This window comes from Pseudomonas sp. HT11 (genome assembly GCF_044875395.1).
In the GTDB taxonomy this organism is placed as follows: domain Bacteria; phylum Pseudomonadota; class Gammaproteobacteria; order Pseudomonadales; family Pseudomonadaceae; genus Aquipseudomonas.
This window is the reverse complement of the sequence record NZ_CP173217.1, coordinates 2,807,639-2,820,975: the sequence shown is the minus strand read 5'-3', so window position 1 is coordinate 2,820,975 and position 13,337 is coordinate 2,807,639. Positions and strand designations below refer to the sequence as shown.

At 60.5% G+C, this 13,337-nt stretch carries 12 protein-coding genes and 1 pseudogene; 10 read left to right on the top strand and 3 right to left on the bottom strand.

Features of this window, described 5'->3' with window-relative positions; all coding sequences use genetic code 11:
• Window positions 1-126 precede the first annotated feature (126 nt).
• From ABWL43_RS13055 to ABWL43_RS13020, 8 genes are all read left to right on the top strand, one after another.
• Window positions 127-1,410, top strand: a complete 1,284-nt coding sequence (locus ABWL43_RS13055) for an ABC transporter substrate-binding protein (protein ID WP_404488404.1) — start codon at window positions 127-129, stop codon at window positions 1,408-1,410.
• A gap of 191 nt (window positions 1,411-1,601) precedes the next feature.
• Window positions 1,602-2,528 carry a carbohydrate ABC transporter permease gene (locus tag ABWL43_RS13050; RefSeq protein ID WP_106577881.1) on the top strand — a complete coding sequence of 309 codons (927 nt, stop codon included), beginning with the start codon at window positions 1,602-1,604 and terminating at the stop codon, window positions 2,526-2,528.
• Window positions 2,529-2,538: 10 nt separating this feature from the next.
• Window positions 2,539-3,369, top strand: a complete 831-nt coding sequence (locus ABWL43_RS13045; protein WP_016968929.1) for a carbohydrate ABC transporter permease — start codon at window positions 2,539-2,541, stop codon at window positions 3,367-3,369.
• A gap of 39 nt (window positions 3,370-3,408) precedes the next feature.
• The gene (locus tag ABWL43_RS13040; protein WP_404488035.1) at window positions 3,409-4,512 is read left to right on the top strand and encodes an ABC transporter ATP-binding protein; all 1,104 of its coding nucleotides are present in this window, start codon (window positions 3,409-3,411) and stop codon (window positions 4,510-4,512) included.
• A 16-nt stretch (window positions 4,513-4,528) separates the two neighbouring features.
• Window positions 4,529-6,010, top strand: a complete 1,482-nt coding sequence (locus tag ABWL43_RS13035) for a mannitol dehydrogenase family protein (protein ID WP_404488033.1) — start codon at window positions 4,529-4,531, stop codon at window positions 6,008-6,010.
• 136 nt (window positions 6,011-6,146) lie between these two features.
• Window positions 6,147-7,628 carry a xylulokinase gene (gene xylB, locus ABWL43_RS13030; RefSeq protein ID WP_404488032.1) on the top strand — a complete coding sequence of 494 codons (1,482 nt, stop codon included), beginning with the start codon at window positions 6,147-6,149 and terminating at the stop codon, window positions 7,626-7,628.
• A gap of 12 nt (window positions 7,629-7,640) precedes the next feature.
• Window positions 7,641-8,579, top strand: a complete 939-nt coding sequence (locus ABWL43_RS13025; protein WP_404488031.1) for a carbohydrate kinase — start codon at window positions 7,641-7,643, stop codon at window positions 8,577-8,579.
• 220 nt (window positions 8,580-8,799) lie between these two features.
• Complete coding sequence (locus tag ABWL43_RS13020) at window positions 8,800-9,069, top strand: DUF2790 domain-containing protein (RefSeq protein WP_145165663.1); 270 nt, start codon at window positions 8,800-8,802, stop codon at window positions 9,067-9,069.
• 90 nt (window positions 9,070-9,159) lie between these two features.
• Here the strand turns inward: ABWL43_RS13020 and ABWL43_RS13015 are convergent, their stop codons facing one another.
• Together ABWL43_RS13015 and ilvA are read right to left on the bottom strand one after the other, a co-directional pair.
• The gene (locus ABWL43_RS13015; protein ID WP_145165664.1) at window positions 9,160-9,423 is read right to left on the bottom strand and encodes a DUF1652 domain-containing protein; all 264 of its coding nucleotides are present in this window, start codon (window positions 9,421-9,423) and stop codon (window positions 9,160-9,162) included.
• Window positions 9,424-9,667: 244 nt separating this feature from the next.
• Window positions 9,668-10,660: pseudogene (ilvA, locus tag ABWL43_RS13010) on the bottom strand (threonine ammonia-lyase, biosynthetic); the annotation flags it as partial.
• Between the two features lie 278 nt (window positions 10,661-10,938).
• Here ilvA and ABWL43_RS13005 point away from each other — a divergent pair.
• Both ABWL43_RS13005 and map read left to right on the top strand, forming a co-directional pair.
• A complete protein-coding gene (locus tag ABWL43_RS13005) occupies window positions 10,939-11,139 on the top strand; it encodes a ParD-like family protein (RefSeq protein ID WP_003190946.1) in 201 nt (66 codons plus the stop codon).
• Window positions 11,139-11,894: a type I methionyl aminopeptidase gene (gene map, locus ABWL43_RS13000; RefSeq protein WP_404488028.1), complete on the top strand. Its 756-nt coding sequence runs from the start codon at window positions 11,139-11,141 to the stop codon at window positions 11,892-11,894. Before ABWL43_RS13005 ends, map begins: the two co-directional genes overlap by 1 nt.
• Window positions 11,895-12,396: 502 nt before the next feature.
• Here the strand turns inward: map and ABWL43_RS12995 are convergent.
• Window positions 12,397-13,335 (bottom strand): magnesium transporter CorA family protein, encoded by a 939-nt coding sequence (locus tag ABWL43_RS12995; protein WP_169366562.1) that lies wholly within the window; start codon window positions 13,333-13,335, stop codon window positions 12,397-12,399.
• Window positions 13,336-13,337 lie beyond the last annotated feature (2 nt).

The window sequence follows — 13,337 nt, the reverse complement described above, 5'->3', positions numbered from 1 at the left end:
ACGCACACTCTTCCTGACTGTTCGTGGGAAGACACAACAACAATAACTGTCCTTCTGTAGCCCCTGGGCGCAGAAATGGAGTGCGCGATGAAGTTCACAGCAAAAACGCTGCTTGCCTGTTCTTGCATGACTGTATGCATGACCCTCAGCGCCGTCAGTTTTGGCGCGCAAACCCTGACCATTGCCACCGTCAACAACAGCGACATGATCCGCATGCAAAAACTCTCGAAGACCTTCGAGACCGAGCATCCGGACATCAAGTTGAACTGGGTGGTGCTCGAAGAAAACGTGCTGCGCCAACGCCTGACCACCGACATCGCCACCCAGGGCGGACAGTTCGACGTGCTGACCATCGGCATGTACGAAGCCGCACTCTGGGGCGCCAAGGGCTGGCTGGAGCCGATGAAGGATCTGCCCGCATCCTACGACCTCGACGATGTTTTCCCTTCAGTGCGTGACGGTTTGTCCGTCAAGGGCTCGCTGTACGCCCTGCCGTTCTACGCCGAAAGCTCGATCACCTACTACCGCACCGACCTGTTCAAGGACGCCGGGCTGACTATGCCCGAGCACCCGACCTGGACCCAGATCGGCGAATTCGCAGCAAAACTCACCGACAAGACCAAAGAGCAGTACGGCCTGTGCCTGCGCGGCAAAGCCGGTTGGGGTGAGAACATGGCGCTGATCACGACCCTGGCCAACGGCTACGGCGCGCGCTGGTTCGATGAGAAGTGGCAACCTGAATTCAACGGCCCCGAGTGGAAGGACGCGCTGAACTTCTACGTCGACAACATGAAGAAATCCGGCCCGCCGGGTGCTTCCAGCAACGGTTTCAACGAAAACCTGGCGCTGTTCAACAGCGGCAAGTGCGCGATCTGGGTCGATGCCAGCGTGGCCGGCTCGTTTGTCACCGACAAGACTCAGAGCAAGGTCTCCGACCACGTGGGCTTCACCTTCGCCCCGCACGAGACGACCGACAAGGGCACGTCGTGGCTGTACTCCTGGAGCCTGGCGATCCCCACCAGCTCCAAAGCCAAGGACGCCGCCAAGGTCTTCACCAGTTGGGCAACGTCCAAGGAATACAGCCAGCTCGTGGCCAAGACCGACGGCATTGCCAACGTACCGCCAGGCACGCGCAAGTCGACCTACAGCGACGAATACATGAAGGCCGCGCCGTTCGCCAAGGTAACGCTGGAATCGCTGAAAGTCGCCGACCCGACCAAACCGACCCTCAAGCCGGTGCCGTATATCGGTATCCAGTTGGTGACCATTCCTGAGTTCCAGGCGATTGGTACCCAGGTCGGCAAGTTCTTCTCGGGCGCGCTGACCGGTCAGCAAACGGTGGATCAAGCCTTGGCCGCCGCGCAGACCACCACCGAACGTGAAATGAAGCGGGCGGGTTATCCCAAGTAAAGCAGGCATCCCCCTGTAAATGTGGGAACTGCTTTATGTGAGAGCTGGCTTGCCTGCGATACAGACACCTCGGTCTTTCTGTTTAAACCGAGTTGATGCCATCGCAGGCAAGCCAGCTCCCACACAAGCCAGCTCCCACACTGACCGCGCTTCGACTCTCGCTCTGCACGTACTTGACTGGTTCTGACCCTATGAATACCACCACTGCCAAAGTGCAAACCGCCGCGCCTGAAAAGCCGCGCAAAAGCCGCCTGGCCAACCCCGGCTGGTTCCTCGTCAGCCCCTCGGTGGCCTTGCTGCTGCTGTGGATGATCGTGCCGCTGGGCATGACCCTGTACTTTTCGCTGATCCGCTACAACCTGCTCTACCCCGGCGAAAACCAATTCGTGGGCCTGGAAAACTTCACGTACTTCATCACCGACTCGGGCTTCCTGCCCGGCGCCACCAATACCTTGCTGCTGGTGGGCAGCGTGCTGTTGATCAGCGTGGTGTTCGGCGTGTTGATCAGCGCCCTGCTTGAGGCCAGTGAGTTTTTCGGCCGCGGCGTGGTGCGGGTGATGTTGATTTCACCGTTCTTCATCATGCCCACCGTCGGTGCGCTGATCTGGAAGAACCTGATTTTTCACCCGGTGTCGGGGATTCTCGCCGCGGTGTGGAAGCTGTTCGGCGCCGAGCCCGTGGACTGGCTGGCGCACTACCCGTTGCTGTCGATCATCATCATTGTGTCGTGGCAATGGCTGCCCTTCGCCATCCTGCTACTGATGACCGCCATGCAGTCCCTGGACCAGGAACAAAAGGAAGCCGCACGCCTGGACGGTGCCGGCGCCATCGCGATCTTCTGGCACCTGACCCTGCCCCACCTGGCGCGCCCGATTGCCGTGGTGGTGATGATCGAAACGATCTTTTTGCTCTCGGTGTTTGCCGAAATCTTCACCACCACCAACGGTGGTCCGGGGTACGCCTCGACCAACCTCGCCTACCTGATCTACAACCAGGCGCTGGTGCAGTTCGACGTGGGCATGGCCTCGGCCGGCGGCTTGATTGCCGTGGTCATCGCCAATATCGCGGCGATCATCCTGGTGCGGATGATCGGCAAAAACCTGACTGACAAGCCTTGAGGGCCGCGCCATGACGCTTCAACAATCCCGCCGCCTGCAAAGCCTGTTGCTCGGCACCCTGGCCTGGGCCATCGCGATCCTGATTTTCTTCCCGATCTTCTGGATGGTGCTGACCAGCTTCAAGACCGAAATCGACGCGTTCGCCACCCCGCCGCAGTTCATCTTCACGCCGACGCTGGAGAACTACCTGCACATCAACGAGCGCAGCAACTACTTCGCCTACGCCTGGAACTCCGTGGTGATTTCGTTCAGCGCCACGGCCTTGTGCCTGCTGATTTCGGTACCGGCCGCCTACTCCATGGCGTTCTACGAAACCCAGCGCACCAAGGGCACGCTGCTGTGGATGCTGTCCACCAAGATGCTGCCGCCGGTGGGCGTGCTGATGCCGATCTACCTGCTGGCCAAGAGCTTTGGCCTGCTGGATACGCGCATTGCGCTGATCATCATCTACACCCTGATCAACCTGCCGATTGTGGTGTGGATGGTTTACACCTACTTCAAAGACATCCCCAAGGACATCCTCGAAGCCGCCCGCCTGGATGGCGCCACGCTGTGGCAGGAAATGGTCCGCGTGCTGCTGCCGATTGCCAAGGGTGGCCTGGCTTCCACGGTGTTGCTGTCGCTGATCCTGTGCTGGAACGAGGCGTTCTGGTCGTTGAACCTGACCTCCTCGAATGCCGCGCCGCTGACCGCGCTGATCGCCTCTTACTCCAGCCCCGAAGGCTTGTTCTGGGCCAAATTGTCGGCCGTGTCGACCCTGGCCTGCGCGCCGATCCTGATTTTCGGCTGGATCAGCCAGAAACAGCTGGTGCGCGGTTTGTCCTTCGGCGCCGTGAAATAACGGTCTTTCAATAAAAAATTCAAAGCGGAGGCCCATCCCATGGCCAACCTGAAAATCAAGAATCTGCAAAAAGGCTTCGAAGGCTTTTCCATCATCAAGGGCATCGACCTGGAAGTGAACGACAAGGAATTCGTGGTCTTCGTCGGCCCCTCGGGCTGCGGTAAATCCACCCTGCTGCGCCTGATCGCGGGCCTTGAAGAAGTCACCGAAGGCACCATCGAGCTCGATGGCCGCGACATCACCGAAGTCACCCCGGCCAAGCGCGACCTGGCAATGGTGTTTCAGACCTACGCGCTGTACCCGCACATGAGCGTGCGCAAGAACATGTCGTTTGCCCTGGACCTGGCCGGCGTCGACAAGAAGCTGGTGGAAAGCAAGGTCAGCGAAGCGGCGCGCATTCTCGAACTCGGTCCGCTGCTGGAGCGCAAGCCCAAACAGTTGTCCGGCGGCCAGCGTCAGCGTGTGGCCATCGGCCGCGCGATTGTGCGTAACCCGAAGATCTTCCTGTTCGATGAACCGCTGTCCAACCTCGACGCCGCCCTGCGCGTGCAGATGCGCCTGGAGCTCGCGCGCCTGCATAAAGAGCTGCAGGCGACCATGATTTACGTGACCCACGACCAGGTCGAAGCCATGACCCTGGCCGACAAAGTGGTGGTGCTCAACAGCGGCCGCATTGAACAAGTCGGCTCGCCGCTGGAGCTGTACCACCAGCCGGCCAACCTGTTTGTGGCAGGTTTTCTGGGCACGCCGAAAATGGGCTTTCTCAAGGGCAAAGTCACCCGCGTCGAAGGCCAGGGCTGCGACGTGCAACTGGACGCCGGCACCAGCATCAGCCTGCCATTGAGCGGCGCCACCCTGAGCGTCGGCAGCGCGGTGACCTTGGGCATTAGGCCGGAGCACCTGGAAATCGCCTCGCCCGGCCAAACCACGCTGACCGTCACCGCCGACGTTAGCGAACGCCTGGGCAGCGACACCTTCTGCCACGTGATCACCGCCAACGGCGAGCCGCTGACCATGCGCATTCGTGGCGACATGGCCAGCCAGTACGGCGAGACCCTGCACCTGCACCTGGACCCGGCGCACTGCCATCTGTTCGACACCGACGGCGTGGCCGTGACCCGTCCACTGCGCGCTGCCGCCTGATTTCGCGAGATTTGTGATGAAACTGAATAAACAGAACCTGACCCAACTGGCGCCGCACGTGAAGATCCCGGCCTATGCGATTGCCAGCACCACGCAGGGCATCGCGCATATCGGCGTCGGCGGTTTCCACCGCGCGCACCAGGCGTATTACACCGATGCATTGATGAACACAGGCGAGGGCCTCGACTGGAGCATCTGCGGGGTCGGCCTGCGCGCCGAAGACCGCAAGGCCCGCGATGACCTGGCTGGCCAGGATTACCTGTTCACCCTGTATGAACTGGGCGATACCGACGACACCGAAGTGCGCGTGATCGGCTCGATCAGCGACATGCTGCTGGCCGAAGACGGCGCCCAGGCGTTGATCGACAAGCTGGCCGACCCGCAGATTCGCATCGTTTCGTTGACCATCACCGAAGGCGGCTACTGCATCGACGACAGCAACGGCGAGTTCATGGCCCACCTGCCGCAGATCCAGCATGACCTGGCGCACCCCAAATCGCCGAAAACCGTGTTCGGCTTTATCTGCGCGGCGCTTACTCAACGTCGCGCGGCCGGTGTGCCGGCGTTTACGGTGATGTCCTGCGATAACCTGCCGCACAACGGCGCCGTCACACGCAAAGCGCTGCTGGCCTTCGCCGCCCTGCACAACGCCGAGCTGCACGCGTGGATCAAGGCCAACGTGAGCTTCCCGAATGCCATGGTCGACCGCATCACGCCGATGACCAGCACCGCCCACCGTTTGCAGCTGCATGACGACCATGGCATCGACGATGCCTGGCCGGTGGTGTGCGAACCCTTTGTGCAGTGGGTGCTGGAAGACAAGTTCGTCAATGGACGCCCGGCCTGGGAAAAGGTCGGCGTACAGTTCACCGATGACGTCACGCCCTACGAAGAAATGAAGATCGGCCTGCTCAACGGCAGCCACCTGGCCCTGACTTACCTGGGTTTTCTCAAGGGTTACCGGTTTGTGCACGAGACCATGAACGACCCGGTGTTTGTGGCTTACATGCGCGCCTATATGGACCTGGACGTTACGCCAAACCTGGCGCCGGTGCCGGGCATCGACCTGACCGAGTACAAGCAGACCCTGGTGGATCGCTTCTCCAATCAGGCGATTGCCGACCAGTTGGAGCGGGTGTGTTCGGACGGGTCGTCGAAGTTTCCCAAGTTCACCGTGCCGACCATCAATCGCTTGATTGCCGACGGGCGTGAGACCGAGCGCGCGGCGCTGGTGGTGGCCGCATGGGCGTTGTATTTGAAGGGTGTGGATGAGAATGGCGTGATCTACCGGATCCCGGATCCCCGCGCGGAGTTTTGCCAGGGGCTGGTGGCGGAAGATGCCCTGATCAGCAAGCGGCTGCTGGGGGTGGAAGAGATTTTTGGTACGGCTATTCCCAACTCGGCGGAGTTTGTGGCAGCGTTTGAGCGGTGCTATGCAAGCCTGCGCGACAAGGGCGTTACCGAAACCCTGCAAACCCTCCTGAAGAAACCGGCTTAAAAACTGTGGGAGCTGGCTTGCCAGCGATAGCAGTGGGTCAGCCAGCCATGATGTGGCTGATAGACCGCCATCGCAGGCAAGCCAGCTCCCACATTGACTGCATTCACACTCCAATAACACTGCTGAGCACTCCACCATGACCCAGCAAAACCTTTACCTTGGCATCGACTGCGGCACCCAAGGCACCAAGGCCATCGTCCTCGACGCAACAAGCGGCAAGGTATTGGGCCTGGGCGCCGCTGCGCACACGCTGATCAGCGGCGCCAATGGCCGGCGCGAACAACATACCCAGGAATGGCTGGACGCCTTTACCGAAGCCACGCACCGCGCCTTGCAGCAGGCCGGCGTGGACGGCCAGGACATCCTCGGCATCGGCGTTTCCGGCCAGCAGCACGGCCTGGTGCTGCTGGATGACCAGGGTCAGGTGCTGCGCCCGGCCAAACTCTGGTGCGACACCGAAACCGCGCCGGAAAACGACCGCCTGCTGCAACACCTGGGTGGCGAAAGCGGCTCCCTGGAACGCCTCGGCGTGGCGATTGCACCGGGTTACACCGTGTCCAAACTGCTGTGGACCCGCGAGCAGCACCCGGACGTGTTCGCACGCATCGCGCATATCTTGCTACCCCACGATTACCTCAACTTCTGGCTCACCGGCCGCGCCGTCGCGGAATTCGGCGATGCGTCGGGCACCGGCTATTTCAACGTGCGCACGCGCGAATGGGACGTGGCGCTGCTTCAGCACATCGACCCCAGCGGCCGCCTGCAAGCTGCCCTGCCTGAACTGATCGAGGCGAATCAAAGCGTGGGCACGATCCTGCCCGCCATCGCCGAACGCCTGGGCATCAACCCCAACGCCCGCGTCTCCAGCGGCGGCGGCGACAACATGATGGGCGCCATCGGCACCGGCAACATCGCGCCCGGCGTGATCACCATGAGCCTGGGTTCGTCGGGCACCGTGTATGCATTTGCCGATCAGCCGACTGTGAGCCCACAAGCGTCGGTGGCAACCTTCTGCTCCTCCAGCGGCGGCTGGCTGCCGTTGATTTGCACGATGAACCTGACCAACGCCACCGGCGTGATACGCGAATTGTTCGACCTCGACCTGGCCGCCTTCAACGCCTTGGTCGCCCAGGCACCGATTGGCGCCGACGGCGTCAGCATGCTGCCCTTTCTCAACGGCGAACGTGTGCCCGCCCTGCCCCACGCCACCGGCAGCGTGCACGGCTTGACCATGACCAACCTGACGCGCGCCAACCTCTGCCGTGCGGTGGTCGAGGGCACCACCTTTGGGCTGCGTTATGGCCTGGACCTGCTGCGCCAGACCGGCCTGCAAAGCCTGCGCATCCGCCTGATCGGCGGCGGTTCAAAAAGCCCGGTGTGGCGCCAGATGGTCGCCGATATCATGAACACCGAAGTCGTCTGCACCGAACAAAGCGAAGCCGCCGCCCTGGGCGCGGCGATCCAGGCGGCGTGGAGCCAGTCCGGCGAGTCCCTGGCCAGCTTGTGCGACAAATGCGTCAGCGTCGACCCGACCAGCCGCACGCTGCCGGTGGCGGCCAGTGTCAGTGCCTACCAACACGCTTACGAGCGCTATCAACAACTCGTGGCAACCCTTTAAGAGCGAACGACTATGTATCTGGTGTGTGGCGAAGCGCTGTTTGATTTTTTCAGCGAGGAGGATGCCAGCGGTCAGGCGTCCAAGGTCAATTACAAGGCGATTGCCGGCGGCTCGCCGTTCAACGTGGCCGTGGGCTTGCGCCGTCTGGGCATCGACTCTGCGTTGTTCGGCGGGTTGTCCAATGATTTTCTCGGCCAGCGCTTGCTGCAAGTGCTCAAGGACGAGGGTGTGAGTGAGCAATTTCTGGTGGAATTTCCCGCGCCGACCACGCTGGCGATGGTGGCTGTGGGCGCCAATGGCTCACCGCAATACAGCTTTCGCGGCGAAGGCTGCGCCGACCGCCAGCTGCGGGTGGTGCACTTGCCCACGCTGGGCCATGAAATTCGCGGGCTGCACATCGGTTCGTTTTCGCTGGTGGTGCAACCCATCGGCGACACGCTGCTGAACCTGGTCAAGCGCGAAAGCGGCAAACGCCTGATCAGCCTGGACCCCAACGTGCGGCTCAACCCGCAGCCGGATATCCAACTGTGGCGTGATCGCGTGAGCGAGTTGGTCAAGCATGCCGACCTGATCAAAGTCAGCGACGAAGACTTGCACCTGCTCTACCCCGACCAGTCACCGGAAAGCGTGCTGCAAGGCTGGTTGCAGCACCGTTGCCAACTGGTGTTTCTGACCCGAGGCGGCGACGGCGCAACGGTGTTCAGTCGCCAGCACGGCAGTTGGTCTGCACCGGCGGTCAAGGTGGGGATGGCCGACACCGTGGGTGCCGGTGACACCTTCCAGGCGGCGTTGATTGCCTGGCTCACCGAGCAGCAGCTTGATTCGGTAGAGGGCTTGCAACAGCTGTCGCGTGAGCAGATCGACAGCATGCTCGACTTCGCCATTCGCGCCGCCGCCCTGACGTGCAGCAAGACCGGGCCGGACTTGCCGTACCGCGCTCAGCTGGGCTGATTGCCCATGACTGCAGGCCACGTATTTTCGTTGCTTGCAGTCAGCGTCAGGGCGAGCAAAGCCTGCTGACCGCGACGGGCACATGCAACGGGTTGGGCTGTTTGTCGGCCAACACCGCGTGCGTTGGTAAAGATGAAGGTTTTGTCAGCCAAGGCAAAATTAATCGATGGTTAATCCCGCGAGCCGAGAGTGAAGGTGTACCCACTTGCGGAGAACTACCATGAAACTGCGCACTTTGATGCTTGGCGGCGCATTGGCGCTGGCAACCGTCTCGGGCTTGGCCCAGGCAGACACCCAGGCCACAGCGACCAAACCGGTGCCCTACCAGTACGGCATGCCCATGAACGTTAAAACGGTGATTGCGATGCATGAAACCGACACCAACGTTTGCAAAGTCATCAACGCCGATATCAAGTTTGTCGACACCGCGGGCAAAGTCGAAGACGTCGGCTACCGGAAAATGTCCGAAGCCTGCGATTTCCAGAATTGATTCCTTACACTGGCGACAGAACCGTATTGGGCCTGGCTTCTACCAGGCCCGCAGTTCCCCAGTGACTCAACCTCGCACAACGCCTGATTACTAGCCGCGCCCTCCCACTCTTTGCAGAGCGGGCGAATGGGTGTGCTTGAGGTCTTCACGCAACCCGCTGATCAGGTTGCAAATGGCTCGACTGCTGTCGAGTTTGTCAGCGTTTATACCTTTTACTTCCAAATCCACTCGGTCGCGGTCACGGTCGTCGTAGACTTTGATCGTCAACGAAGCATCTTCGGCTTTGGTGCATTCGCACCGTTTAGGCAGGAAACTTCCTTCAATAATACTGCGAAGTTCTAATTCCGAAAGCATGGCCAACCTCTCCTTTCATGAGACTGCCAACAGATTGTTATGTCCGGCAGATGCGTGTCTGCCACGTCTTACCGACCCTGGAAGACGCTTACAATCACCAGCGTACTCGGCTAAATCCATTCTCGTTGTAACTTTTCCTCATAAGCGGCACGCGCGGTTATATAAGTCTTGGAACTGCGTACAAATTCTCGGCGAACAGCGTTGATTAAACGGTTATGCACTAATTTGAACCCTGCGCTGCGACTCTTTCTGCAACATGTCGCAAACTATCAAAGTTGATATTTGCCCCGGAATTCACCGCCACCAAGGTTTGCCCACACAGCGCGTTTTGCGCCACGTACTTGCGGATGCCCGCTACCGCCAGTGCGCCGGATGGCTCGGTGATGGAGCGCGTATCGTCATAGATCAACTTGATCGCGCTGCACAGCTGATCGTTGCTGACAGTGATGACTTCATCCACCCAGTCGCGGCAGATTTCAAAACCATAAGCGCCGATCTGCGCCACGGCCGTGCCGTCGGCGAACCCGTCCACGCTGGGCAACACCACGCGCTCGCCCGCGCGCAGCGCCGCCAACAGGCAGCTGGACCCCTCAGGCTCGACACCGACGATGCGCACCTGGGGCCGCAGGTATTTGACGTACGCCGCGATCCCGGCGATCAAACCGCCGCCGCCCACCGGCACGAAGATCGCGTCCAGCGCGCCCTGTTGCTGGCGCAGAATTTCCATCGCCACGGTGCCCTGGCCGGCGATCACGTCCGGGTCATCGAACGGCGAGACAAAGGTGCAACCCGAGGTCTCAGCCAATTGCAGGGCATGCGCCAGGGCAAACGGGAAACTCTCGCCGTGCAGCACCGCCTCGGCGCCTCGGGAGCGAACGCCGAGCACCTTCAGCTCAGGCGTGGTGCACGGCATCACAATGCTTGCCTTGATCCCCAATTCGCGCGCCGCCAGCGCTACACCTTGGGCGTGGTTGCCCGCCGACGCCGTCACCACGCCCCGCGCCTTCTGCGCCTGCGTGAGCTGCACCAATTTGTTGTACGCCCCGCGGATTTTGAAAGAAAAAGTCGGCTGCAAGTCTTCGCGCTTGAGCAACACCTGATTGCCCAGCAATGCCGAGAGTGCCGGTGCCGCTTGCAAGGGCGTGCGCACTGCCAGGTCATATACCGGGGCGGCGAGAATCTTTTTCACATAGTGTTCAAGCAATGCCGTATCAGCGGTGTGGGGGACGGGGCACATGCTCATGGGGGGTCTCCTGGCTTTTTTACAGGGCCCTGAGACGGAAAAACAAAACCCGCCTCCAGGGCGGGTTTGGGTACAGCCGTGTGCTATCCCGCCATATGAGGAATGGCGGTAATAATGCTTGGCTGGCTGCGGAAGGCTTGAAATGTCATGTCACGAAATTAACCGCCACTCACCGGCCACGTCAATGCCCAACTACCCATTATCCGGCAGGGGTTTACGGCCAGCATACGAAACGTATACGCTTTGTATATCAATTCTACACAGTGAATGTCATGGGCATCGTCAAGATCACCGACCAATTGCACGAACAACTTCGCCTGGCCAGCGCTGCCATGGACCGCTCCATCAACGCCCAGGCCGAGTTCTGGATCAAGATCGGCCTGCTCGCCGAACTCAACCCGCACCTGCCCTACAACGAGCTGATCAACAAACTGTTGCTGGACAAGCCCGACCTGATCCGGGGGCGCAGCTGATGATCAAGACCGCCGCCCAACTGGCAGTGATGCGTGAATCCGGACGCCTGCTGGCCCAGGTTTTCGACATGCTTGACGGCTTTGTCGCCGCCGGCCGCTCCACCCTGGAGCTGGACAGCGCCGTCGAGGCGTTCATTCGTAACGACCTCAAAGCCCGCCCGGCAAGCCTGGGGCAATATGACTATCCCTTCTGCATCAACACCTCGATCAACGAGGTGGTGTGCCATGGCATGCCCAGCTCCAAGGATATTCTCAAGGACGGCGACATCGTCAACATCGACATCACCCTGGAAAAAGGCGGCTTTATCGCTGACGCCAGCAAGATGTACATGATCGGCACCGTGGCGCCCAAGGCGCGGCGCCTGGTGGAACAGACCTTTGAAGCCATGTGGGCCGGCATTCGCCAAGTCAGGCCCGGCGCGCGCCTGGGTGATATCGGCCATGCGATCCAGAGCCATGCGCAGGCCAACGGCTACAGCGTGGTGCGCGAATACTGCGGCCACGGCATCGGCCGCCAGATGCATGAAGAACCGCAAATCCTCCACTTCGGCCGCCCCGGCACCGGCCTGGAACTGCGTGAAGGCATGGTGTTTACCATCGAGCCGATGCTGAACCAGGGCAGCGCCAAGGTACGCGACTTGAAAGATGGCTGGACGGTGGTGACCAAGGACAACAGCCTGTCGGCGCAGTGGGAGCATACCGTGGCGGTGACGGCCAACGGGTTTGAGGTGCTTACCTTGCAGGTAACGGATTGAGGCGTGTAGATGTGAGTGTGACGGCTGGTGCTGGGGCATGCCCATTTTTGGGGTGACGGCAGTTGAGTGGTTAGATCACAAGCAAAGCCGAGGCGGCCTGATTTTGGAAGCTGAACCCACTCTAATGTGGGAGCTGGATTGCTCGCGAAAGCGGTGTGCCAGTGCCACATGAGCTGACTGAACCACCGCCTTCGCGGGCAAGCCCGCTCCCACAGTTGGATCTCTGTGCATCAGGTAGATGGGGGTCGTGTGTACTCGGCCTGCTCCCACAGAAAAGCAAAGCACCGCGGTGCTGGTAGGTGAACTCGGTCAAATTGTGGGAGCGGGCTTGCCCGCGAATGCGGTGGGCCAGTCAACTCATGTGTAGCTGACACACTGCCTTCGCGAGCAAGCCCGCTCCCACATTTTTGGATCGGATGACATCAGGGTGATGCGCTGTGGAATGCAGGCCCCCAGCGTAGAACCAAGCGGGCCTTACCGCAGCAACGGCTAGGCACTCCCATCACACCACACTTGCCCCACCCGCGATTCGCTTGAGCCCAAGCACCATCAAGCCGGCCCCCAACGCCATCGCGGCCATCAGCAGCGGGTACGACACCCACCACGGCGTACCTGCCGTCATCATGCTGAATTCCGACATGCCACCCACACTGGCAATCAGGTTAAGCGGCAGGAACACCACGTTAATCAGGGTCAACTTGCGCAGCAGGTTGTTCATGCTGTTGTTCATCAGGTTGCCACGCGCGTCGATCAATCCGGAAAACACATTGGAATAGATCTCCGCCTGCTTGTAGCACTGGTGGTTTTCGATGATCAGGTCGTCGATCAACCCCAGGATCTCGGCACTGAAATGCTCTTTTTCAGCGTGATTACGCAGCCGCGACAGCACCGCGCCGTTGCTGTGCAGCGCATTGATGTAATAGATCAGGCTTTCGCTGAGGCTGAACATCTGCATCAGGTGATGGTTGCTCATCGACGCGTTGAACTGCTGCTGCAATTCCCGCGCAACCAGCTTGATCACCTTGAGGTGGCCCAGGTAGTGGTGGATGTTGTTGAGCAACAAATCAAGCAACACATCCAACGGCGTGTGCAGCGGCCGGCGCGCGCCGAGCCCCGACAGCGGGGTTTCATCGGTGGCAATCACCAGCAGGCGATCCTGCGAAAACAACAAGCCGCACGACGACACCTCAAACACCAGGTTGCCGCCGCCGGAGTAGTTTTCCGGGCGCTTCCAGATCAGGAACAGGTTGTCGGGGTGAAATTCGATGCGTGACACTTCATCCGGGTCAAGGGCCGAGGCCAGCGCATGTTCATCCAGCTTGTGGTGGTCGCGCAGCCATTCACGTTCGGCCAGGTCCGGGTTGTTGAACAACATGATCGGCGCATCATCACTTCCCGCGCCGCACAACTTTCCACCGGTCAATTCAAAGCGCTGGATCATCG

Excerpts from the sequence above, each read along its gene's own strand:
- ABWL43_RS13055 (WP_404488404.1), top strand. The coding sequence starts at position 127 with ATGACTGTATGCATGACCCTCAGCGCCGTCAGTTTTGGCGCGCAAACC.
- ABWL43_RS13050 (WP_106577881.1), top strand. The coding sequence starts at position 1,602 with ATGAATACCACCACTGCCAAAGTGCAAACCGCCGCGCCTGAAAAGCCG.
- ABWL43_RS13045 (WP_016968929.1), top strand. The coding sequence starts at position 2,539 with ATGACGCTTCAACAATCCCGCCGCCTGCAAAGCCTGTTGCTCGGCACC.
- ABWL43_RS13040 (WP_404488035.1), top strand. The coding sequence starts at position 3,409 with ATGGCCAACCTGAAAATCAAGAATCTGCAAAAAGGCTTCGAAGGCTTT.
- ABWL43_RS13035 (WP_404488033.1), top strand. The coding sequence starts at position 4,529 with ATGAAACTGAATAAACAGAACCTGACCCAACTGGCGCCGCACGTGAAG.
- xylB (WP_404488032.1), top strand. The coding sequence starts at position 6,147 with ATGACCCAGCAAAACCTTTACCTTGGCATCGACTGCGGCACCCAAGGC.
- ABWL43_RS13025 (WP_404488031.1), top strand. The coding sequence starts at position 7,641 with ATGTATCTGGTGTGTGGCGAAGCGCTGTTTGATTTTTTCAGCGAGGAG.
- ABWL43_RS13020 (WP_145165663.1), top strand. The coding sequence starts at position 8,800 with ATGAAACTGCGCACTTTGATGCTTGGCGGCGCATTGGCGCTGGCAACC.
- ABWL43_RS13015 (WP_145165664.1), bottom strand. The coding sequence starts at position 9,423 with ATGCTTTCGGAATTAGAACTTCGCAGTATTATTGAAGGAAGTTTCCTG.
- ABWL43_RS13005 (WP_003190946.1), top strand. The coding sequence starts at position 10,939 with ATGGGCATCGTCAAGATCACCGACCAATTGCACGAACAACTTCGCCTG.
- map (WP_404488028.1), top strand. The coding sequence starts at position 11,139 with ATGATCAAGACCGCCGCCCAACTGGCAGTGATGCGTGAATCCGGACGC.
- ABWL43_RS12995 (WP_169366562.1), bottom strand. The coding sequence starts at position 13,335 with ATGATCCAGCGCTTTGAATTGACCGGTGGAAAGTTGTGCGGCGCGGGA.